A 22,260-nucleotide genomic window follows, 5' to 3' on the forward strand; every position below is an offset into this window, starting at 1 on the left:
TAAATTATTGATTATAGTTAGATAAGTGTCTAATTAAAAATAAATATCTAATAAATAAAGCTATTAATAATGGGAGTAAACCTACAGCAAATACTTGCACACCAATTATCCAATGCAATGTTAATAGGCAAAGCAGTATAATTAAAAATTTTAAATACTTTATAAACCAGTTACTTGTTTTTTTTATAAAAAGTTGCCCAATTATAAAAATATTTAAAGCGCAAGCCCAAAGTAAATTATAGTTTTGATGTGTTCCCTTATGATCTGTAGCAAACCACAGAAGTAAAATTAAAACACCTATAATGCCAGTGATTGAAAATAATATAATATCCAACCATTTACTTTGTTTTTGGTGTTTAAAGTCTTTATAAGTTATGAAAATAATAAGTGCACCGATAATGCCAAGAATGAATAATGGGCTTATTATAAACAAGCTAGATGCACTAATTTCTTTAGGGTTATAAAGTATATGGCTTTTCTTTACTAAAGGACTCCCATTGTTTTGAATAGTTGATTTTTCAAAGAATTTAAAAATATTTTCTGGTAAAAACATATGCTCTTCACTTGTAGCTTTTCTATCTATCACAGAGCCTAATGCTACATCGATACCTAAACTACCCCAAGAATTTTTGTTTAAATTATTTTGAATTAAAGTTCTAAACGTAGCCTCTTTATAATATTCCGGTTTGTTGAATGTAATGGTGTTATTTACTGCTATATTGGTGACATCCTTTATTTTGGTAGCACAATTATCAAAAAAGAAATCATATAAATACCTTCTGTTTTCTGGTTTATAATTATTTATTAAATAATCATATAATTTTTGATTTTCAGCTTGTGATAGATTTAAAACCTGCTCTTTTATTGAGCGATTGTAATAAAAACTATAGACTTTATAAAACCTAAAAAAATCAATTTCACTTATTAAATAACTAAGTTTGCCCTGAGCAAATTTTAAGTAAAAATTAGGGTCGTCAAAATCATATTCTCCATAACCATAGGTTATATCAATTCCAAGAAGAGGATCTTTAATTCTGAATGCGTTATGACCGAAAGCATCATTTAAAGAGGTGCCAGGTCCTACAGTTAAAACACTTATTTCAGCTTTTTCAGATAAGGAGGTATTTTGGGCTATTACTAATTTGAAAGAAACAAAAACTAATAAAAAAAGTAGAATTTTTTTCATAAAATGAATACTATCTAAAAATACTAAAATCTAATTTTAATGAAAAAACATTGGAATAAAGCGCAATACTTTGGTCACCAATATCAGTAAAAGCGTAATCTATTTGAATGCCATTATACTTAAAACCAAGACCAAAACTAGGTTGAAAACTTAACTGTTCTGTGTTGTCAATTTGTAATTCATTTTGAAAATTACCCATCCCAGCTCTTAAATATACCATATCGGTATATCCAAACTCAAAACCCAATGCAGGATTAACACTAGCAAATGACGTTGAAATGATGTCATTATTTTCTTCAAATCTTACATTTAAATTTACGGCGGTTAGTAAGGTATAATCAACATTAAAATCCATTAATTTTGAAATACCAATTTGTAATTTAGGGATTGTAATTTCAGTTGTTTCTGGTAATTCTTGATTTTGGCCAGCTACAGCATTTCTAATGGTAGCAAATTGTTCTTCATCTATAGCCCACGCATTAAAAGTTGTTGTAATATCTCTAGCCATAATTCCAAACTTCCAGTCATTGTTAGTTTCAAATTGTAAGCCTAAATCAAGTCCAAATCCCCAAGACGATGCAAAATCGCCAATAATTCGTCTAATAACTTTAGCATTAACACCAAAATTTAACCCTTGTACTGGTAAAGACTTGGCATACGAAAACGTTAATCCGTAATCAGCAGTCGAGAATAAACTAATGCGATCATAATTAATGTTTCCTTGTTCATCAATAAGTTGTGTGGTGTTTAAAATATCATCAACAGCAAAACGAATCAATGATATTCCAATAGCACTTTCATTATCTAAAGGCATTGCAAATGCAGCATAATCGTAATTTGCAATATTGGCAAAGTAGCTGGAGTGCATTAAAGCTAGTTGGTTATCTTCAAGTTTTAAAAGTCCAGCAGGATTCCAATACCCAGAATTCACATCAGATGTATGTGAAGTTACAGCGCTACTCATGCCCAAAGCGGCAGCATCCACACCAATATTCATAAACTCATTAGAATATTTTCTAACTGTTTGACTGAATAACGACATTGATAAAACACAAAATAATGCAGTAATGTAATGTCTCAAACGCAATTTTTTTACAAAGATGCACATAATATTTAAACCTATAAACTTGAAATAACAAGAGATATTGCTTTAGACTGAAATTGTTTGTTATTTTTACAAAGTTAAAATATTAATCATGAAGAAACATATACCCAATGCGTTAACACTTTTAAACTTATTATGTGGAAGTATCGCAGTGATTTTTGTGATTAATAATAACTTTTTAACAGCCTCTTTTTTTGTTTTTTTAGGCATATTTTTCGATTTTTTTGATGGTTTTATAGCCAGAAAACTTAAAGTTCAAAGTGAATTAGGTTTGCAGTTAGATTCTCTAGCAGATATGGTTACAAGTGGACTTGTTCCTGGAATGATTATGTATAAACTTTTGAATTTAACAGAATCAAGTTGGAACCATATAACGGTTAATTCGATTTTAAGTTTTAAAGAAATCTTATTTTTTCCATTATTTGGTTTGGCAATCACATTAGCTTCAGCTTACAGATTAGCAAAATTTAATATTGATGAAGATCAACAAACTTATTTTAAAGGTTTACCAACGCCAGCAAACACCTTATTAATGGTCTCGTTGCCTTTAATTTTAGAGTTTCAAAATAATGATTATATAAATGCCATTATTCTTAATAAGTGGTTTTTAATAACCATCACTATTTTAAGTTGCTATTTGTTAAATTCAAGTATAAAATTATTCGCTTTAAAATTTAAAGATTATAGCTTTAGTAATAACGTTATGCGTTATATATTTATCATGTTGTGTTTAGTGCTTTTAATTGTTTTAAAATTTGCAGCCATACCAATTATTATTTTATTATACATAATCATGTCTGTTTTAGATAATTTAACTTCAAAATAGAAAACAATGGCATCAGGTTTTTTTGCTTTATTAGATGATATTGCTAGTTTAATGGATGATGTTGTGGTAATGAGTAAAATTAGTACCAAAAAAACAGCAGGTATTCTAGGTGATGATTTAGCAGTAAATGCAGAAAAAGCAACAGGATTTATAGCTTCAAGAGAACTTCCAGTCTTATGGGCTATAACTAAAGGTTCTGCACTTAATAAGTTGATTATTTTGCCAGTTGCATTTTTGTTAAGTGCTTTTGCTCCATGGGCAGTTACTTTGGCTTTAATTTTAGGAGGTGTTTATTTAGCTTTTGAGGGTTTTGAAAAAATTTATCATTTTGCCTTTCCAGACAAGCATAAAAACCATGATGAAATTAATTTAGAGGATGTTTTTCCTCTTTCAGTTGAAGAACAGGCTATTGCAGAAAAAGCTAAAGTTAAATCAGCTGTTTTCACAGATTTTATTTTATCAGTAGAAATTGTAATTATTGCACTCGGGACAGTTATTGGTAAACCTATTTTATTTCAAGTTTTAGTAGTATCTATAGTAGCAATTGTTGCCACAATTGGCGTTTATGGTATTGTGGCGCTTATTGTTAGAATGGATGATTTTGGATTAAAATTGGTAAGTTTAAATGATAATAAAAAAAGTATATCTCATATTATTGGTAATGCCTTAATTAAAACATTGCCTTGGGTTATAAAGAGTTTATCAGTAATTGGGACTTTAGCCTTGTTGCTGGTTGCAGGTGGTATTTTTATACATAACATAGACTTTTTACATCATTTTTTAGAGATGCTCCCTGGTTTTATTCGAGATTTTTTAGTTGGATTAATAGTTGGTTTTTTGGCGTTTTTATTAGTAAAGACTTTTGTGTTTTTTAAGAATAAAATTTTTAAATAAAGTTTAGTTTTTTTAAGTACAACTTTATCACTAATCCCGAATCTTCTTTTTACGCAACTCAAAATTTTGTCCTAAATACACTTTACGTACCATGGCGTCATTTGCTAGTTCTTCAGGTTCACCGGCTTTAAGAATACTACCTTCAAACATTAAATAAGTTCTGTCCGTAATAGCTAAAGTTTCCTGAACGTTGTGATCGGTTATAAGAATACCTATATTTTTTTTAGTTAGTTGTGCTACAATACGTTGAATATCTTCCACAGCAACGGGATCAACACCTGCAAAAGGTTCATCTAAAAGAATAAAATTAGGATCGGTTGCTAAAGCTCTAGCAATTTCAGTTCGTCTTCGTTCTCCACCAGATAATAAATCACCACGACTTTTACGAATATGTCCCAAACCAAATTCTTCTATAAGGGATTCCATTTTATGGTGTTGTTCTTTCTTACTTAGTTTAGTGAGTTGCAGAACACTTAAAATATTATCTTCAATACTTAACTTTCTAAAAACGGATGCTTCTTGTGCTAAATATCCAATACCATTTTGAGCACGTTTGTACATTGGGTATTTGGTAATTTCGGTATTATCTAAATAAATATGGCCACCGTTGGGTTTAATCAAGCCTACAATCATATAAAAAGAGGTAGTTTTACCCGCACCGTTAGGTCCTAAGAGTCCAACAATTTCCCCTTGGTTTACTTCAAGTGAAACATCCCTTACTACTTTTCGTCCTCCATAGGACTTCATCAAATTTTCGGCTCTTAAAATCATATTTACAATAACGTCATTTTTCTTTAATTGAAAAAGAAATACTCAACGTATAAAGTTGAGGCTCTTTTGAAATTGTCATTTTCGAGAAAGCGTGAATCTAAATAAAAGAATATTGATTCTTTTATTGGGCTTCTAATGCATCCCAAAATTCGTAAGCACGACGTAAATGGGGAATTACTATGGTGCCACCAACCAAAGTGGCAATACTTAAAGCTTCAACTACTTCCTCTTTCTTTAAACCAATTTTATAGCTGGTTTCTAAATGATATTTAACACAATCGTCGCAACGTAAAACCGCAGAAGCTACTAAACCTAGTAACTCTTTAGTTTTAACATCTAAAGTTCCTTCTGCATATGCATTAGTGTCTAGATTGAAAATGCGCTTAATAACTTTATTATTATCAGCTAAAATTTTATCGTTCATTTTAGAACGATATTCATTGAATTCAGTTACAATATCAGACATGTTTTTTCTCTTTACGTTTTTGATTTCTTACGACAATTTTTGAAATATAAATACTTACTTGGTATAAGATTAAAATAGGAATAGCAACTATAACCTGACTTGCAATATCCGGAGGCGTAATTATTGCTGAGAGGATTAATACTATTACCAATGCGTATTTTCTATATTTTCTTAAGATATCTGGAGTAACTAAACCAATTTTAGTTAAAAAATAGATAATGATTGGAAGCTCGAAAATTAAGCCTGAGGCTAATGCTGATGAGCGGACTAAGGCAATATAAGAACTAATATCTATTTGATTATCTACAATATCTGAAATACTATAATTTGCTAAAAAATTTAGTGATAATGGGGTTACAATATAGTACCCAAATAAAACTCCTAAAAAGAATAAAAGTGATGAGATAATTATAAAACCGCGTGAATGTTTACGTTCGGCACTATGCAAACCAGGACTGATAAACTTCCATAATTGATATATAACATAAGGAAAAGAGATAACAAATCCAGCAAGTATGGCTGTCCATATATCTGCTGAAAACTGTCCAGCCATAGTACGATTTTGAATTATCATTGGCATTTTTTCGGCACAAAATGTAGTATCCATGCCTATATAATTAGCTGCATTACAAAGAAAACTATAAGTTGGAAAACTCATATCTAGTGGGGCAAATATGATAGTTTTAAAAATGAATCTACTAAAAATAAAGGAAACTGTTGCTACAACAATTACCGCAATACATATTCTAATTAAATGCCATCGTAAATCTTCAAGATGATCTAAAAAAGACATCTCATTTATATCTTTTTTTGCCATTAGATAATACCTTCTTTTATTAAATCATGTAAGTGAACCACACCAGCGTAGTTGCCATCTTCTTCAACCAATAATTGAGAAATCTCATTGGTTTCCATAATCTCTAAAGCATCAACAGCCATAGCGTTATTTTTAATACGTTTTGGGTTAGGGCTCATAATATCTCTTGCACTTAATTTCGAAAAATCATCAACCTTTGAAAGCATTCTACGTAAATCCCCATCTGTAATAATACCAATAATTTTATTGTTTTCAATAACTGCGGTAACACCTAGCATTTTTTCAGTAATCTCAACAATTACATTTTTAATGGTAGTATCAGGATATACTTTGGGTTTTTGGTTAACCGAAGAAATATCTTGAACTCTTAAATATAATTTTTTGCCTAAGGCACCTCCAGGATGATACTTGGCAAAATCATTACTTGAAAAACCTCTTAATTCTAGTAAACAAACTGCAAGGGCATCACCAATAACTAACTGTGCAGTGGTACTTGTTGTAGGTGCTAAGTTATTAGGGCAAGCTTCTTTCTCTACGAATGCATTTAAAATAAAATCAGCTTGTTGTCCTAAAAAAGAATTTATATTACCAGTAATTGCAATTATTTTGTTTTTTGAACTTTTTATTAAAGGGACAAGAACTTTAATTTCTGGTGTATTACCACTTTTGGAGATGCAAATAACAATATCATCTTTTAGTATAAGTCCTAAATCACCATGAATAGCATCGGCAGCATGCATAAAAATGGCTGGAGTACCTGTTGAATTTAAAGTAGCTACAATTTTATTTGCAATTATAGCACTTTTTCCAATGCCAGTAATAATTACACGACCTTTAGATTTATATATAACTTCAATAGCCTCAGCGAAATCATCAGTTATTAAATTAGCTAGGTTTAAAATGGCTTCACTTTCCATTTTAATAGTTTGTTTAGCTATTTTAATAATAGAATTTTTGTCTTTCAAAATTTATTATTTTTATGTTGATTTTTTAAAGATTTTGTTATCTTTATTGATAGCCAAATTTAAATTCTTTGTAATTTGGTTTAACGTTACAAAACTAACGAAAAAAAAATGAGGGTACTTCAATTGCATTATTAAATTATTCAATAAATAATTTATGCTTTTTGGAGTTTTAATTTAATTAATCAAGTTGATATAATTCATGTTAATAGCAAAAAGTGACTTACATGCTGCATTAAAAAAATATTTTGGATTTAATAAATTCAAAGGACTTCAAGAAGATGTTGTAGAAAGTATTTTATCAGGAAATCATACGTTTGTAATAATGCCAACAGGCGGAGGAAAATCGCTTTGTTATCAATTACCCGCATTAATGCAAGAAGGTACTGCCATAGTAGTTTCTCCTTTAATAGCTTTGATGAAAAATCAAGTGGACGCCATCAGAGGTGTTTCAAATGAGGAAGGTGTTGCTCATGTTTTAAATTCTTCATTAAATAAAACAGAAATAAAGCGCGTAAAAGAAGATATTGTTAAAGGTGTAACCAAGTTGCTTTACGTAGCTCCAGAATCATTAACTAAAGAAGAAAACGTAGAGTTTTTACGATCAGTTAAAGTGTCTTTTTTGGCTATAGATGAAGCCCATTGCATCAGTGAATGGGGACATGATTTTAGACCAGAATACAGAAACCTAAAAAGTATAATTGGTAGAATAGGTGATAATATTCCTATTATAGGTTTGACCGCAACTGCTACTCCAAAAGTGCAAGAAGATATTATTAAAAACTTAGCAATATCTGGTGCTAAAACGTTTAAAGCTTCTTTTAATAGACCTAACCTATATTATGAGGTAAGGCCAAAAACAAAAAATGTAGATGCTGATATTATTAGATTTATTAAGCAAAACGAAGGGAAATCAGGTATTGTTTATTGTTTAAGTAGAAAACGTGTTGAAGAATTAGCACAAGTGCTACAAGTTAATGGGATTAAGGCAGTGCCATATCATGCAGGATTAGATGCCAAATCAAGATCTAGTCATCAAGACAAATTTTTGATGGAAGATATTGATGTTGTGGTAGCCACCATAGCATTTGGTATGGGAATAGATAAACCTGATGTGCGTTTTGTAATTCATCATGATATTCCAAAAAGTATTGAAAGTTATTACCAAGAAACCGGAAGGGCAGGGCGTGATGGTGGTGAAGGGCATTGTTTAGCTTATTATTCTTACAAAGACATTGAGAAATTAGAAAAATTTATGTCTGGTAAGCCAGTTGCTGAACAAGAAATTGGTCAAGCATTATTGCAAGAAGTTGTTGCTTTTGCTGAAACTTCAATATCTAGAAGAAAGTTTATTTTACATTATTTTGGTGAGGAGTTTGATAATGAAACTGGAGAAGGTGGGGATATGGATGATAATATTCGACACCCTAAAAAGAAACATGAGGCACAAGATGATGTGAAATTACTCCTAGAAATAATTGATAAAACCAACGAGAAATACAAGTCTAAGGATTTAGTAAATGTTATTACAGGTAAAGAAAATGCGCTCATTAGTTCTCACAAAACCAACGAATTACCATTTTTTGGTAAAGGAAATGCAAAAGATAAAAAGTATTGGATGGCTTTATTACGTCAGGCTTTAGTAACTGGTTATTTGAAAAAAGATATTGAAACTTATGGTATTATAAAACTTACTGAAGAAGGTAGAGATTTCGTTAAATCTCCTGTTTCTTTTATGATGACTGAAGATCATATTTTTGATGCCGAACAAGAAGAAGCAGCAATTATTACATCTTCAAAAGGAGGTGGAAATGTTGCTGATGAGGTTTTAATGAGTATGCTTAAAGATTTAAGAAAAAAGAATGCTAAAAAATTAGATGTACCTCCTTTTGTTATTTTTCAAGACCCATCATTAGAGGATATGGCTTTAAAATATCCGATTAATTTAACCGAGTTAGCAAACGTGCATGGTGTAGGTGACGGTAAAGCAAAAAAATACGGTAGAGACTTTGTAGCGTTAATTGCTAGTTATGTTGAAGAGAATGATATTCTACGACCAGATGATTTAGTTGTAAAATCAACTGGAAGTAATTCAGCAAATAAATTATACATCATACAAAACATTGATAGAAAATTACCTTTAGATGATATAGCTTCATCAAAAGGAATGTCGATGCCAGATTTTATTAAAGAAATGGAAGCCATAGTTTATTCAGGTACTAAATTAAATATTAATTATTGGGTAGATGAGATTTTGGATGAAGATCAACAAGAAGAAATTCATGATTATTTTATGGATTCAGAATCTGACAGTATTGAAAAAGCTATTAAGGAATTTGATGGCGAGTATGATGATGAAGAATTACGTTTGTACCGAATAAAATTTATTAGTGAGGTGGCTAATTAAACTTTGTACTTCTAAATTCGTACTTCTCACTTAGTTTTCTATCTTTGCACTTTCTTAAAAATTAGAACAATGCAAGACGGATTATACGCAAAATTTAACACAACAAAAGGAGAGATCCTTGTTGCTTTAGAATACAAAAAAACACCAGGAACAGTGGGTAACTTTGTTGCTTTAGCTGAAGGGGATTTAGAAAATAAGGTTAAACCGCAAGGAACTCCATATTATGATGGTTTAAAATTTCATAGAGTTATTCCAGATTTTATGATTCAAGGTGGTTGTCCACAAGGTACTGGAACAGGAAATCCTGGATATCAATTTGATGATGAGTTTCATCCTGATTTAAAACACGATGCACCAGGTGTTTTATCAATGGCTAATGCAGGTCCTGGTTCTAATGGGAGTCAGTTTTTTATTACACATATCGAAACACCTTGGTTAGATAACAATCATACTGTATTTGGAAAGGTAGTTTCAGGTCAAGAAGTTGTAGACGCTATTGTACAAGGCGATAAAATTGAGACTTTAGAAATAGTTAGAGTTGGCTCAGAAGCTGAAGCTTTTAACGCAGTTGAATCTTTTAGAAACTTTGAAGGATCTAGAGAAAAGAGATTAGCTGAGGAAAAAAATGCTGCTGAAGCAGCTTTAGATAAAATTGCTGCTGGTTTTATGAAAACTGAAAGTGGTTTACGTTATCAAATCATTCAAGAGGGTAATGGTGTTAAAGCTGAAAAAGGTAAAACTGTCTCAGTACATTACAAAGGACAATTATCAGACGGGACTGTTTTTGATTCATCATACAAACGTAATGAACCAATAGATTTTCCTTTAGGAATGGGTCAAGTTATTTCTGGATGGGACGAAGGGATTCAGTTACTTAAAGTTGGTGATAAAGCACGTTTTGTAATTCCAAGCCATTTAGGATATGGAAGTAGAGGTGCAGGTGGTGTTATTCCACCAAATGCGACTCTAATTTTTGATGTAGAATTAATGGGAGTTAAGTAAAACTTAATATATTTTTTAATAAATAAAGCACCTCGATTGGGGTGCTTTATTTATATTTATACATGACAAATCAAGAACTACAAAAACTAAAATATCCAATTGGAAAATTTGATTGCCCGAGTAACATTTCAAAGCAACAAATTGAAAGTTGGATTTCTATTTTAGAGCATTTTCCTAACCGATTAGAAACATTAGTTACCGGATTAAGTGCAAAGCAATTAGATACGGCTTATAGACCTGATGGTTGGACAATAAGACAAGTAATTCATCATCTTTCTGATAGCCACCTCCATAGTTATGTTCGTTTTAAATGGGCAATTACAGAAGATAAACCATTAATTAAGGCATATTTTGAAGATAGATGGTCAGAACTTTTTGATTCTAAAACAGCACCAATAGAAATGTCTTTAATTAATTTAAAAGGCTTGCATGCTAAATTGGTTTATTTTTTAAAAGGTTTATCTGATGATGATTTAAATAAATGTTTTATTCACCCTGAAACCAATAGTGAGGTTATTTTGAAAAAAAATGTAGGTATTTATTCCTGGCATAGCAACCATCATTATGCGCATATAGAAAACTTAATGAAATCTAATAATTGGCTTTAAATACTACAAGTGATAAGACGATTTGAAATAGAAGACACACAACAGCTTTTAGATATTTATAACTATTACGTATTAAATTCAACAGCTACTTTTGATGACATAGAACTTGATATTGAAACATTTTCTGAAAAACTTTCTTTAATTAATAGAGACTATCCATTTTTAGTTTTTGAGGATAATAATCAACTTTTGGGTTATTCATATGGAAGTAAATTTAGGCCCAAACCTGCTTATAATAAAACTGTTGAAGCAACTGTTTATATTAAGAATGGAAATTTTGGTAAACAAATTGGTAGCCATTTATATACTGAATTATTAAGATTACTAAAACTAGAAAATTACCATGTAGTTTTGGGAGTGCTAACATTGCCAAATGAAGGCAGTGTAAAATTACATGAGAAATTTGGTTTTACTCAGGTTGCACATTTAAAGCAAGTTGGCTTTAAATTTGGTAATTGGCAAGATGTTGGCTTTTGGCAACTTAACTTATAATTATTTTTTCCATTTAATATTACAGCCAATACTAGGCTTTTGGATAGTGTTGTTCGCTTTTTCCTCAATTAAACAATCCAAAGCATGTCTTAAATCTTTTCCAGAAATAGGAATATTATTTACGGGTCTCGAGTCATCTAATTGTCCTCTGTAAGCTAGTTTTAAATATTCATCAAAAACAAATAAATCTGGAGTACATGCAGCACCATAAGCTTTTGCTACATTTTGAGTTGCATCGTATAAATAAGGAAAAGAATAATTATTTTCTCTTGCATGAGTAGTCATTTTCTCTGGAGAATCTTGTGGGTAATTAATAACATCATTACTTGAAATAGCAATAAAACGGAAGCCTTTTTCACGGTATGAATTAGCAATCTTAACTATTTCAGTATTTATATGAATAACAAAAGGGCAATGGTTACAAATAAACATAATAACTGTTCCTTTTACTCCTTTTAATTCTTGAAGCGATATTGTTTTATGAGAAACAGTATCAAATAAATTAAAATTTGGTGCCTGAGTTCTCAAAGGAATCATATTTGAAGGAGTATTTGCCATAAAAAAAAGTTTTATTCAAAGTTCGGGATAATTTGTACTTTTAAAAAATGAATAATATTATAACTTTTGATGATTTTACTAAAGTGGATTTAAGAGTAGGAACTATTGTTGAAGTTAACGATTTTCCTGAAGCAAGAAATCCTGCCTATCAACTAATTATTGATTTTGGAGATTTAGGTATTAAAAAATCTTCTGCACAAATTACTACACTTTACAACAAGGAAGATTTACTACAAAAACAAATAGTTGCCGTTATAAATTTTCCTGCAAAACAAATCGCTAATTTTAATAGTGAATGTTTAGTTTTAGGTGCTGTAAATGGTAAAGATGTAATCTTATTAAACCCTGAAAATAAGGTTAAAAAAGGTAGTGTAGTAGCTTAATGTATGCAAGAACTTGATAAAGTAGAGATTAATTTTGATGCATCAGGATTATGGATTTTGAATATAGCACTTGCAATTGTTATGTTTGGAGTTGCATTAGGTATAAGGTTGGAAGATTTTAAGCAACTGTTTAAAACACCAAAATTACTTTTTGTAGGAATCTTATCTCAATTTATATTGTTGCCGTTACTAACTTTTTTTTTAGTTGTGATTTTTCATCCTAAACCAAGTATTGCTCTAGGTATGATAATGGTTGCTGCTTGTCCAGGAGGTAATATCTCGAATTTTATCACCCATTTAGCAAAAGGTAATACTGTATTATCTATAAGTTTAACAGCCTTTGCAACGTTTATAGCTGTTTTTATGACTCCTTTTAATTTTCAGTTTTATGGAAGTTTGTATCCTCCCACAGCTGAAATTTTAAATACCGTTGAGCTAAATCCTTTTGAGCTATTAAAGTTGGTAATTTTAATTCTTGGAATTCCTCTGGTTTTAGGCATGTTTTTTAGGTATAAGAAAGAAGAAATGGCAGATAAATTTTCTAAAATTTTAAAACCGTTTTCAATAATAATTTTTGTTATAATTGTTGTTATGGCTTTTTCTAAGAATTTACAAGTATTTAATAAGTATATTCATAATGTTTTATTTCTAGGTATTTTGCATAATATTTTGGCTATTATTTTAGGGTTTACAATTGCTAAATTATTTAGGCTGTCATTTGTTAACCAAAAAACGTTAGCTATTGAAACTGGCATACAAAATTCTGGTTTAGGATTATTGTTGATATTTACTTTTTTTAATGGTTTAGGAGGTATGGCAATTCTAGTAGCCTTTTGGGGTATTTGGCATATAATAACTGGATTAGTAATCGCCTTTTTTTGGTCTTATAAAGCAACAAAAAAGTGAGTATATTGAATAAACTGTTGTTATTTAGCGTTAGAGGTTATATAAAATTGGGCTTGTTTTTTTATTTTAGAAGAATACATATTCATAATATCAATTTCGTTCCTAATAATAAACCTGTATTATTTTTAGCGAATCATCAAAACGCTTTATTAGATGCTCTTTTAATAGCGGTAAATACAAGAAAGTTTACATATTTTTTAACAAGAGCAGGTGTATTCAAAAGCGCTTTAGTTAGTCGTTTTTTAAAAAGTTTAAAAATGTTACCTGTTTACAGAATGAGAGATGGCTGGAGTAATTTATCTAATAATACTGAGATTTTTAAAACTTGTTCTAAATTATTTAATGATAAAGAAGCCATTGTTATTTTTCCAGAAGGAAATCATAATTTAAACAGAACGGTTAGACCTTTAAGTAAAGGATTTACTCGTATAGTCTTTGAAACTTTGGATAACTATCCAGATTCAGATTTGAAATTAATTCCTGTTGGGTTTAATTTTTTGAAAGCTGAAAATTTCCCCGACAGTGTAGCTTTGTTTTTTGGAGAGCAAATCTCTGCTAAAGAATTTCTATTAGAAAACAGAAATGATTCGATAATAAATTTAAAAATTCGAATACAATCAGAAATTTCTAAATTGACAACGCATATCCCAACTGATAATTATGATAAGAGTTTGCAAAAGTTGAATGATTTAAAGGTTGATTTTTTAAATCCGATATCTGTAAATAATGTAATTGCTAACAATTATGAGTTTTATGAAGATTTGAAAAAAAAACGTTTTCATTTCCATTATCAATTTTTAAAACCACTATTAATATTTTTGTTGGTAGGACCATATGTGGTGTGGAAATTTTTGATTCAACCAAAAATAGAAGAAATAGAGTTTATCTCTACTTTTAGGTTTGCCTTAGCTATTACGTTAGTACCTCTTTGGATTTTAATTCTATCATTAATTTTGGCTTTTACCTTTGATATTATAACTGCAATATCATTTATTTTTATTGTTTTAGGCGTAAATTTATTGGTTGTTAAAGCATAAAAAAATCCGAAACAGTTTAAGAATCGGATTTAAATAATCTTTTTTTAGTTTAATTATTAGATATCATCAAAATCTATATCTGTAAAACTTTCTGGTGTTTTTAATTCTGTTTCTTCTGAGTTATCATCATATTCTTTTTTGAAGTCTTTTTGATGACGTTCACTAATTACTTCGTCTCCTTTTTCATCTATAATATAAGATGTCATTTCAGTTAAAATATCTTTAAACTCACTAAAATCTTCTTTATAAATATATATTTTATGTTTTTTGTAATGAAACGAACCATCGTCATTAGTGAACTTTTTACTTTCAGTAATTGTAAGGTAATAATCGTCTGCTTTAGTAGCTCTCACATCAAAAAAATAGGTGCGTCTTCCAGCTCTTAATACTTTCGAAAAAATTTCCTCTTTCTCCATCATATCATTATTATTCATTTTTTATTGGAATTAGTTTATCATTATAAATCAAAAATCTAAAAAAAACAGATATTAACCAACAATTTTAAGAGTTTCTTTTTGGTTAAATATTTTATTGTATTTAATTAATTGATTTCACTGGATTGTTTTAAGTAAAGATGTCTGTAATATCCGTCATCATTTATTAAGCTATCGTGTGTACCTTCTTGTACAATTTTGCCAGCATCTAAAACAATTATTTTATTTGCATTTTTTACTGATGAAACTCTGTGGCTAACTATAACTGTTGTTTTTCCTTTTGATATTTTACTTAGATGTTTAAGTATTTTTTCTTCTGTTTCAGTATCAACAGCAGATAGGCAATCATCAAACAATAAGATTTTAGGATTTTTAATTATAGCTCTAGCTATAGAAACACGTTGTTTTTGCCCACCAGAGAGTGTTATTCCTCTTTCTCCTAATTTAGTGTCGTAGCCATTATTAAAACTAATAATATTTTTGTGTACTTGAGCATTTTTGGCTGCTTCAATAACATCATCATCAGTAGCAGCTTTATTTCCAAATTTTATATTATTTTTTATACTGTCAGAAAATAAAAAAGCGTCTTGAGGGACATAGCCAATGCTATCACGTAAACTATTCAAATTAACATTTTTAATTTCTAAATTATCAATAAGAATAGTGCCTTGGTCTAAGTCATAAAGTCTGCCAATTAAATCGAGAATCGTAGATTTTCCAGAGCCTGTTTTACCTAAAATAGCCAAAGTTTCTCCTTCTTTAATATCAAAGCTAATATCATTTATTGCTTTTATATTAGTGTCGTCATAGGTGAAAGTTACATTTTTGAAACAAATATTACCTTTAATTATGGTAGGAGTATTCAAGTTGTTTTTTATCTCAGGTTCAATATTTAAAAATTCATTTATTCTTTTTTGTGAAGCCTCAGCTTGTTGAACTATTGAAGTTACCCATCCAACGGTTGCTACCGGCCATGTAAGCATATTAACATATATTATAAATTCTGCAATAGTTCCAATACTTTGTATTTCACCATTAATATATTGCATACCACCAACATAAATAACTAGTAAATTGCTCAAGCCAATCAGGAAAATCATCATTGGGAAAAACCAAGCTTGTACTTGAGCTAAATGTATTTGTTTCTCTTTGCTTTCATTTGCTAAACTTTTAAAATTAACAGATGTTTGTGGTTCTATACCATAAGCTTTAATAACTGAAATACCACTAAACGATTCTTGAGTATATGAAGATAGCTTTGATAAATACTCTTGAACTACCGTGCTACGTTTGTGTATTTCTTTACTTAGGTTATAAATAATTATTGATAATATGGGTAAAGGTAATATGGTGTAAAGTGTAAGTTTGGGAGATGCATTTATCATGTAAATAATTACAATTATAAATAATGTGATGGTATTAATGCTATACATTATAGCAGGGCCAGCATACATTCTTACTCTGCTTACATCTTCGGTAATACGATTCATTAAATCGCCCGTTCTATTTTTTTTGTAAAAATTTAGTGAGAGTTTTTGATATTGATTATAAATCTCATTTTTTAAATCGAATTCTATATATCTTGAAACATTTATAATATATTGACGCATAAAAAATGTTAAAACACTTCCAATAATGGCAGCTCCAATTATGTAAATAATCGATTCGGATAAGTTTACTTTAAATACTTCTTTAGTAATGGTGTTTTTTGAGTAATTTTCTATAACAATAAAAATTTGTTTTACATATCTGGGCGTATACAATAAAAATAATCTTGCAGCTATGGTAATAACGACACCTATTAAAAGCTGCTTCTTATATTTAAGAAAATATTTATTTAAATGCTGTAATTCTTTCATTTATTATTGAAAATATAGAAGAGCAAAGATAGGTTAATATTGATAATTAATACGATTGAGATATTGAAACTAATTGTTAAATAAGCTATAAAGTGACATAGAAAATTAAAATCACTATTACCTATAATTTATTTAAATTTAGTATTATTTTTGCAGCGTGAAAAGTATCAATTTATTTCATTAAAGTTCTTTGTAATTATGCTAAATAGGAGACATATTCGTGTAAAAGTAATGCAAACCATTTATGCTTTTAAGGGTGGTGAAAGTGATGATTTTAGCAAAGATCAAAAGTTTCTACTATTTAGTATAGATAATATGTACAATTTGTACTTGCTATTAATATCGTTACTTATTGAAGTTCAAAAACGAGCAGAAAAAGATTTAAAAAAGAAACAAAATAAGCATTTAGCTACCAAAGAAGATATTAATCCGAATAGAAAGTTTGTGAACAACCAACTTCTAAAACTTTTAATTGAAAACCAAGAACTTAATAATCAATTTGAAATCTATAAAATAAATAACTGGGAATTAGACCAAGAGTATATTGATTTAGTTTTTAAAGCCATAACATCGAGTAATTTATATATTGAATATATGAAAACTAAGGTGTCTGATTTTAAAGAAGATAAAGATTTTATTGTTGATATTTATAAAGAAGTTATAGCGCCAAACGAAAAACTTTACGAATATATAGAAGATAAAAACTTAACTTGGTTAGATGATCTTCCAACGGTAAATACCACCATTTTAAAATTATTAAGAAAAGCTAAAGAAACATCTTCGGATGCTTATTTTATACCAAAACTTTATAAAGATATTGATGATAAACAATATGCTATTGAGTTATTTAAAAAGACACTTTTAAATAAAACCAAAATAGCTAAAGAAATTGAACTTAAAACCCAAAATTGGGAAACCGATCGAATTGCTAATGTTGATTATGTTTTATTACAGATGGCTATTTGTGAGTTGAAAAACTTCCCTTCAATACCAGTGAAAGTAACTATTAATGAGTATTTAGAAATATCAAAAGAATATTCAACACCAAAAAGTAGTATCTTTATTAATGGCATTTTAGATAAATTAGTAAAGGAATATGAGGTTTCTGATGAATTAAAAAAAATAGGTCGAGGTTTACTTTAAAAATGTTAAGAACTTAACAAAAGTTTTTAATCATTTAAATAATTACTATTTTTACACACCAAATAAATATTATAAATAATTATTATGAAAAAAATTATATTAGGATTAAGTAGCTTATGCTTAATAGCTTTTTCATCATGTAAGGAAAATGCAGCAAAAAAAATTGATGAAAGTAATGTAGTAGAGGCTGCGGTTAGAGATGCTAGTGCTTCAAAATTCCCAGTCATTGAATTTGAAGAAACAGAACACGATTTTGGTGAAATAGAAGCCAGAACAGCTGTTGAAACTATTTTTAAGTACAAAAATATTGGAGAAGCTCCTTTAGTAATTACTGATATAAAAAGTACTTGTGGATGCACAGTGCCTCAAGATTGGAGTAGAGAGCCTTTATCTCCAGGAGAATCAGGTCAATTTACCGTTAAGTTTAACGGAAGTGGAGCTAATAAAGTTACAAAAACAATAACTGTAACAGCTAATACAGAAAAAGGAAGTGAAATGGTTAAAATTATGGCTTTTGTTAAGCCAGATCCGAATACTCCAACACCAGCGAATTCATCATTATCACCAACACCAGTAATGAATCCAGGTATGCAGCCAGTTAAGTCTAGTACACAGCCTGGACACGAAGGACATAATCACGACTAAATAGAAATTAATAATTAAAATAATGGGAGAAGGTATTGGTAGTTTATTGCCATTTGTATTAATGTTTGTTGTAGTTTATTTCTTTATGATAGCTCCTCAAATGAAACGTGCAAAAAAAGAAAAGAAATTTGCTGCAGAATTAAAGAGAGGTGATAAAGTTATTACCAAAAGTGGTTTGCACGGAAAAATTGCTGAGTTAAATGATAAAGATAACAGTTGTGTTATTGAAACTCTTGCTGGTAAATTAAAGTTTGAGAGATCTGCTATTTCTATGGAAATGAGCGCAAAACTTAATGAGCCTGCTAAATAAAATATAGTTTAAAAAAAAGCTTCCGAGTAGGAAGCTTTTTTTTAAAAATTAAATGAGATGGCTATTTGCAGTAATTTCTGCTATTTTACAAATAACTTCTGTAGCTTTAATCATACTTTCAACAGGTACATATTCATAACGTCCATGAAAGTTATGTCCTCCAGCAAATATATTTGGACAAGGTAATCCCATATAGCTTAATTGAGAGCCATCAGTACCACCGCGAATGGGTTTTATTAATGGAGTTATATGTAATTGTTTCATGGCCTCTTCGGCTATATCAACAATATGCATAACAGGTTCTACCTTTTCTTTCATGTTATAATATTGATCCTTTATTTCTATAGAGATAATTTCTCCCCCATATTGAGAATTAAGCTCGTTGGTTAATTTTGTCATCATCTCTTTTCTAGCCTCAAAATGCTCTTTATCGTGATCTCTAATAATATATTTGAGAATTGTTTCTTCTACATTCCCATGGATGTCATGTAAATGGAAAAAACCTTGATATCCCTCAGTGTGCTCTGGTGTTTCAATTCGTGGCAACGAGTTAATAAACTCCTGAGCGATATACATAGAATTAATCATTTTACCTTTTGCATACCCAGGATGTACAATTTTACCCTTTAAAGTAACTACAGCACCTGCAGCATTAAAGTTTTCATATTCTAATTCACCAATTTGACTCCCATCCATAGTATATGCCCAGTCTGCTCCAAATTTTTTAACATCAAATTTATGGGCACCTCTGCCAATTTCTTCGTCTGGTGTTAATCCTACTCTAACTTTACCATGCTTAATTTCTGGATTATTTATAAGATATTCCATAGCAGATACTATTTCACAAATACCGGCTTTATCATCAGCTCCCAATAGGGTGGTGCCATCTGTAGTAATTAAAGTTTGTCCTTTATATTGAATTAAATCTTCAAAATAATCAGGTGATAAAATAATATTTAAATTTTCATTTAAAACAATGTCTTTTCCATCATAATGCTCAATAATTTGAGGCTTGACATTAGCTCCTGTAAAATCTGGCGAAGTATCAAAATGAGAAATAAATCCGATAACTGGTACATCGTGTTCAACATTACTTGGTAAAGTTGCCATGATATAAGCATTATCATCAATATTTACGTCTTGCATTCCAATAGATTTCAATTCTTCAGCAAGTTTGTTAGCTAAATCCCACTGCTTTGTGGTGCTTGGTGTATTGCTTGATTCGGGGTCTGATTCGGTATTTATAGTAACATAACTTATAAATCGTTTAATAATTTGTGCTTTAGAAATCATATTTTATCAATATTTTTTAAAGTATAATTGGGGGAATTAAATGTTATTTAAAGCATAAAGTTACGATTATTGAGATTTTTATCATTTGAATTGCGCATTTTTTTATTTAGAATTACTTTTGCAAAAATAATACTGATGTACAAATTACTACTTCGCCCTTTATTTTTTTTATTCGACCCCGAAAACATTCACCATTTTACGTTTTCTTTAGTAAAAACAAGTTCTAAAATACCTGGATTACCGGCATTGTTTAGAAGTTTATACCAAGTTGAAAATAAAAAATTGGAAAAACAAGTATTTGGTTTAACTTTTAAAAATCCTGTTGGTTTAGCCGCAGGGTTTGATAAAAATGCCGTTTTGTATAATGAGTTGGCAAATTTCGGTTTTGGTTTTATTGAAATTGGAACTGTAACTCCTAAAGGACAAGAGGGTAATCCTAAAAAGAGGTTATTTAGATTAAAAGATGATCATGGTATTATTAACCGGATGGGGTTTAATAACGACGGTTTAGGGGCAGCTATAAAACAACTTAAAAAGAATAAAGGGCAGTTAATAATTGGAGGAAATATCGGGAAAAACACAACAACAAAACCTAAAGATTATACTAAAGATTATTTAGAGTGTTTTAATGCTTTGCATCCCTACGTTGATTATTTTGTCCTCAATGTTAGTTGTCCAAATGTAGGAAGTCATGCTAAATTAAATGATAAAGATTACTTAGAGGAGTTGATAGGGTCTGTACAAAAGGCTAATATGGCTTATAGTAAACAAAAACCCATTCTATTAAAAATAGCTCCAGATTTAAATAATAATCAATTGGATGAAATTATAGAGCTGGTTAGCTTTACCAAACTAGATGGGGTTATTGCTAGCAATACCTCTACAGATAGAACCGGTTTAAAAGCTTCAAACGATTTATTAGAGCACATTGGTAATGGTGGTTTAAGTGGGCAACCTATTAAAGATAAAAGTACTAGTGTAATAAAATATTTATCTCGCAAAAGTGGAAAATCTTTTCCAATAATTGGTGTTGGAGGAATCCATTCTGCTGCTGATGCCATTGAAAAATTAGAGGCAGGGGCTGATTTGGTTCAAATTTATACAGGTTTTATTTATGAAGGCCCAAGCCTCATTAAAAAAATCAATAAAGAATTGCTTAAAAAAACAGGTGTTACTTTATAAACTTTCTAACAACACTAGAGGTTCCATTGTCTAAAACTAATAAGTAACTTCCTGGTGACAAATTGTTTACATTAATTTCTTTATTAGAAGTTTTACCTTGAGAAAGTGTTTGTCCTTGAAAATTGGTTATTGTATAATTTATTGAGGGATTTTCTAGTGAAACTTTTAAAAAAAGTTTATCATTTGAAACCGGATTTGGATAAATTTTCACAGAAATTAAATCATTATTTTCAGTTTCAATTTCATGATAATCTGGTTTAAGTGAATCTTCAATAGTTTTGTAATACCCGTATATTCTTGAAAATTGTTGTTCTGAAAAATAGTTTCTACAGGATTTTCTTGAATAAGACATGATATTTCTAGTATCTGGTTTGAAAAAATTCCCATGAGAATCTTTCATGTTGCCACTGTAATTACAAGAATCATCAATTGTGTTATTAGAAAGTGTTGGGTCTGCGGGTGTATCACAGATGCCATCACCATCTGTATCACAATTACTACCATCTACTAATTCAGTTGTTAACCTAGAATTACTTGGACCATGTGTATGCAATAATGAGAAAAAATGTCCCATTTCATGAGCTAAAGATGAATCATTTACAGCACAACTATTTTTCATAATAATGATGTTGTTTTTTTCTTCAACATAACCACAAATACTTTCACCAAACGAATTTTCAATTGCTTCAATAAAGTAAACATTTATAGTGTTAGGTACGTAATTGGTACCTATTAAAGTTTGTTCGTTTCCTTTTCTAAAATTTGATAACTCATCACTATCCAAATAATTAATTTCATCAAATAAATAAAATTTCATAAAAGCGTCAGCATATATTTCATTAAGGTTTTCAATGGCGTTAATTACACTAGTTTCACTTAAACCACCGTTATGATTTGTTGTTCTAACTATATGTGCTTTTATAGGAATAAAGTTTAAGGTTTTTCTAGTATTGTAGTTTTTGTTTGATTTCATT

Annotated in this window: 24 protein-coding genes; 13 read left to right on the plus strand and 11 right to left on the minus strand. The window is 29.7% G+C overall.

All coding sequences use genetic code 11. The features are described from left to right. Positions 1-4: 4 nt before the first annotated feature. Complete coding sequence (locus AC1XJX_RS08495) at positions 5-1,186, minus strand: lipoprotein N-acyltransferase Lnb domain-containing protein (RefSeq protein WP_482003545.1); 1,182 nt, start codon at positions 1,184-1,186, stop codon at positions 5-7. A gap of 10 nt (positions 1,187-1,196) precedes the next feature. Further along, positions 1,197-2,267 (minus strand): putative type IX sorting system protein PorV2, encoded by a 1,071-nt coding sequence (locus tag AC1XJX_RS08500; RefSeq protein WP_482003546.1) that lies wholly within the window; start codon positions 2,265-2,267, stop codon positions 1,197-1,199. A 115-nt stretch (positions 2,268-2,382) separates the two neighbouring features. Between AC1XJX_RS08500 and AC1XJX_RS08505 the strand changes: the two genes are divergently transcribed. Together AC1XJX_RS08505 and AC1XJX_RS08510 are read left to right on the plus strand one after the other, a co-directional pair. Beyond that, entirely contained in the window at positions 2,383-3,117 is a 735-nt protein-coding gene (locus AC1XJX_RS08505; RefSeq protein ID WP_482003547.1) for a CDP-alcohol phosphatidyltransferase family protein, read from the plus strand. A 6-nt stretch (positions 3,118-3,123) separates the two neighbouring features. Continuing rightward, on the plus strand, positions 3,124-4,011 hold the full coding sequence (locus AC1XJX_RS08510) for a DUF808 domain-containing protein (protein WP_482003548.1): 888 nt from the start codon (positions 3,124-3,126) through the stop codon (positions 4,009-4,011). Between the two features lie 30 nt (positions 4,012-4,041). On the opposite strand, the gene lptB is transcribed toward AC1XJX_RS08510, so the two are convergent. From lptB to AC1XJX_RS08530, 4 genes are all read right to left on the minus strand, one after another. Further along, on the minus strand, positions 4,042-4,782 hold the full coding sequence (gene lptB / locus AC1XJX_RS08515; RefSeq protein WP_482003549.1) for an LPS export ABC transporter ATP-binding protein: 741 nt from the start codon (positions 4,780-4,782) through the stop codon (positions 4,042-4,044). A gap of 121 nt (positions 4,783-4,903) precedes the next feature. Beyond that, positions 4,904-5,248 (minus strand): carboxymuconolactone decarboxylase family protein, encoded by a 345-nt coding sequence (locus AC1XJX_RS08520; RefSeq protein WP_482003550.1) that lies wholly within the window; start codon positions 5,246-5,248, stop codon positions 4,904-4,906. Next, positions 5,241-6,065 carry a twin-arginine translocase subunit TatC gene (gene tatC / locus AC1XJX_RS08525; RefSeq protein WP_482003551.1) on the minus strand — a complete coding sequence of 275 codons (825 nt, stop codon included), beginning with the start codon at positions 6,063-6,065 and terminating at the stop codon, positions 5,241-5,243. The genes AC1XJX_RS08520 and tatC overlap by 8 nt, the downstream gene beginning before the upstream one ends. Next, complete coding sequence (locus AC1XJX_RS08530) at positions 6,065-6,982, minus strand: KpsF/GutQ family sugar-phosphate isomerase (RefSeq protein ID WP_482003609.1); 918 nt, start codon at positions 6,980-6,982, stop codon at positions 6,065-6,067. The genes tatC and AC1XJX_RS08530 overlap by 1 nt, the downstream gene beginning before the upstream one ends. A gap of 247 nt (positions 6,983-7,229) precedes the next feature. Between AC1XJX_RS08530 and AC1XJX_RS08535 the strand changes: the two genes are divergently transcribed. The 4 genes from AC1XJX_RS08535 (at position 7,230) to AC1XJX_RS08550 (ending at position 11,536) form a co-directional block, all read left to right on the plus strand. Beyond that, on the plus strand, positions 7,230-9,434 hold the full coding sequence (locus AC1XJX_RS08535; protein ID WP_482003552.1) for a RecQ family ATP-dependent DNA helicase: 2,205 nt from the start codon (positions 7,230-7,232) through the stop codon (positions 9,432-9,434). Positions 9,435-9,503: 69 nt separating this feature from the next. Then, complete coding sequence (locus AC1XJX_RS08540; protein ID WP_482003553.1) at positions 9,504-10,436, plus strand: peptidylprolyl isomerase; 933 nt, start codon at positions 9,504-9,506, stop codon at positions 10,434-10,436. Positions 10,437-10,498: 62 nt separating this feature from the next. Then, a complete protein-coding gene (locus tag AC1XJX_RS08545) occupies positions 10,499-11,044 on the plus strand; it encodes a YfiT family bacillithiol transferase (RefSeq protein WP_482003554.1) in 546 nt (181 codons plus the stop codon). A gap of 9 nt (positions 11,045-11,053) precedes the next feature. After that, on the plus strand, positions 11,054-11,536 hold the full coding sequence (locus AC1XJX_RS08550; RefSeq protein ID WP_482003555.1) for an N-acetyltransferase family protein: 483 nt from the start codon (positions 11,054-11,056) through the stop codon (positions 11,534-11,536). Here AC1XJX_RS08550 and AC1XJX_RS08555 read toward each other — a convergent pair whose 3' ends face one another. Beyond that, positions 11,537-12,094 (minus strand): thioredoxin family protein, encoded by a 558-nt coding sequence (locus tag AC1XJX_RS08555; protein WP_482003556.1) that lies wholly within the window; start codon positions 12,092-12,094, stop codon positions 11,537-11,539. Positions 12,095-12,141: 47 nt separating this feature from the next. Between AC1XJX_RS08555 and AC1XJX_RS08560 the strand changes: the two genes are divergently transcribed. The 3 genes from AC1XJX_RS08560 to AC1XJX_RS08570 are packed head-to-tail and all read left to right on the plus strand — an operon-like array spanning position 12,142 to position 14,420. Beyond that, on the plus strand, positions 12,142-12,477 hold the full coding sequence (locus AC1XJX_RS08560; protein ID WP_482003557.1) for a tRNA-binding protein: 336 nt from the start codon (positions 12,142-12,144) through the stop codon (positions 12,475-12,477). Positions 12,478-12,480: 3 nt separating this feature from the next. Continuing rightward, positions 12,481-13,383 carry a bile acid:sodium symporter family protein gene (locus AC1XJX_RS08565; protein WP_482003558.1) on the plus strand — a complete coding sequence of 301 codons (903 nt, stop codon included), beginning with the start codon at positions 12,481-12,483 and terminating at the stop codon, positions 13,381-13,383. 5 nt (positions 13,384-13,388) lie between these two features. After that, positions 13,389-14,420, plus strand: a complete 1,032-nt coding sequence (locus AC1XJX_RS08570) for a 1-acyl-sn-glycerol-3-phosphate acyltransferase (RefSeq protein WP_482003559.1) — start codon at positions 13,389-13,391, stop codon at positions 14,418-14,420. A 56-nt stretch (positions 14,421-14,476) separates the two neighbouring features. Here AC1XJX_RS08570 and AC1XJX_RS08575 read toward each other — a convergent pair whose 3' ends face one another. Beyond that, positions 14,477-14,854 (minus strand): PUR family DNA/RNA-binding protein, encoded by a 378-nt coding sequence (locus AC1XJX_RS08575; RefSeq protein WP_482003560.1) that lies wholly within the window; start codon positions 14,852-14,854, stop codon positions 14,477-14,479. A gap of 107 nt (positions 14,855-14,961) precedes the next feature. Next, positions 14,962-16,713 (minus strand): ABC transporter ATP-binding protein, encoded by a 1,752-nt coding sequence (locus AC1XJX_RS08580; protein WP_482003561.1) that lies wholly within the window; start codon positions 16,711-16,713, stop codon positions 14,962-14,964. Positions 16,714-16,911: 198 nt separating this feature from the next. Between AC1XJX_RS08580 and nusB the strand changes: the two genes are divergently transcribed. The 3 genes from nusB (at position 16,912) to yajC (ending at position 18,811) form a co-directional block, all read left to right on the plus strand. Beyond that, on the plus strand, positions 16,912-17,856 hold the full coding sequence (nusB, locus tag AC1XJX_RS08585; protein ID WP_482003562.1) for a transcription antitermination factor NusB: 945 nt from the start codon (positions 16,912-16,914) through the stop codon (positions 17,854-17,856). 84 nt (positions 17,857-17,940) lie between these two features. After that, positions 17,941-18,501 (plus strand): DUF1573 domain-containing protein, encoded by a 561-nt coding sequence (locus AC1XJX_RS08590; protein ID WP_482003563.1) that lies wholly within the window; start codon positions 17,941-17,943, stop codon positions 18,499-18,501. A gap of 22 nt (positions 18,502-18,523) precedes the next feature. Then, positions 18,524-18,811: a preprotein translocase subunit YajC gene (gene yajC, locus AC1XJX_RS08595; protein WP_482003564.1), complete on the plus strand. Its 288-nt coding sequence runs from the start codon at positions 18,524-18,526 to the stop codon at positions 18,809-18,811. Positions 18,812-18,859: 48 nt separating this feature from the next. On the opposite strand, the gene pepT is transcribed toward yajC, so the two are convergent. Next, positions 18,860-20,104: a peptidase T gene (pepT, locus tag AC1XJX_RS08600; protein WP_482003565.1), complete on the minus strand. Its 1,245-nt coding sequence runs from the start codon at positions 20,102-20,104 to the stop codon at positions 18,860-18,862. Positions 20,105-20,239: 135 nt separating this feature from the next. Here pepT and AC1XJX_RS08605 point away from each other — a divergent pair, with 135 nt between their 5' ends. Further along, positions 20,240-21,286, plus strand: coding sequence for a quinone-dependent dihydroorotate dehydrogenase (locus AC1XJX_RS08605; protein WP_482003566.1), 1,047 nt, complete (start codon positions 20,240-20,242; stop codon positions 21,284-21,286). On the opposite strand, the gene AC1XJX_RS08610 is transcribed toward AC1XJX_RS08605, so the two are convergent. Further along, positions 21,276-22,259 carry a zinc-dependent metalloprotease gene (locus tag AC1XJX_RS08610; protein WP_482003567.1) on the minus strand — a complete coding sequence of 328 codons (984 nt, stop codon included), beginning with the start codon at positions 22,257-22,259 and terminating at the stop codon, positions 21,276-21,278. The genes AC1XJX_RS08605 and AC1XJX_RS08610 overlap by 11 nt on opposite strands. Position 22,260 lies beyond the last annotated feature (1 nt).

Source organism: Flaviramulus sp. (genome assembly GCF_982512915.1).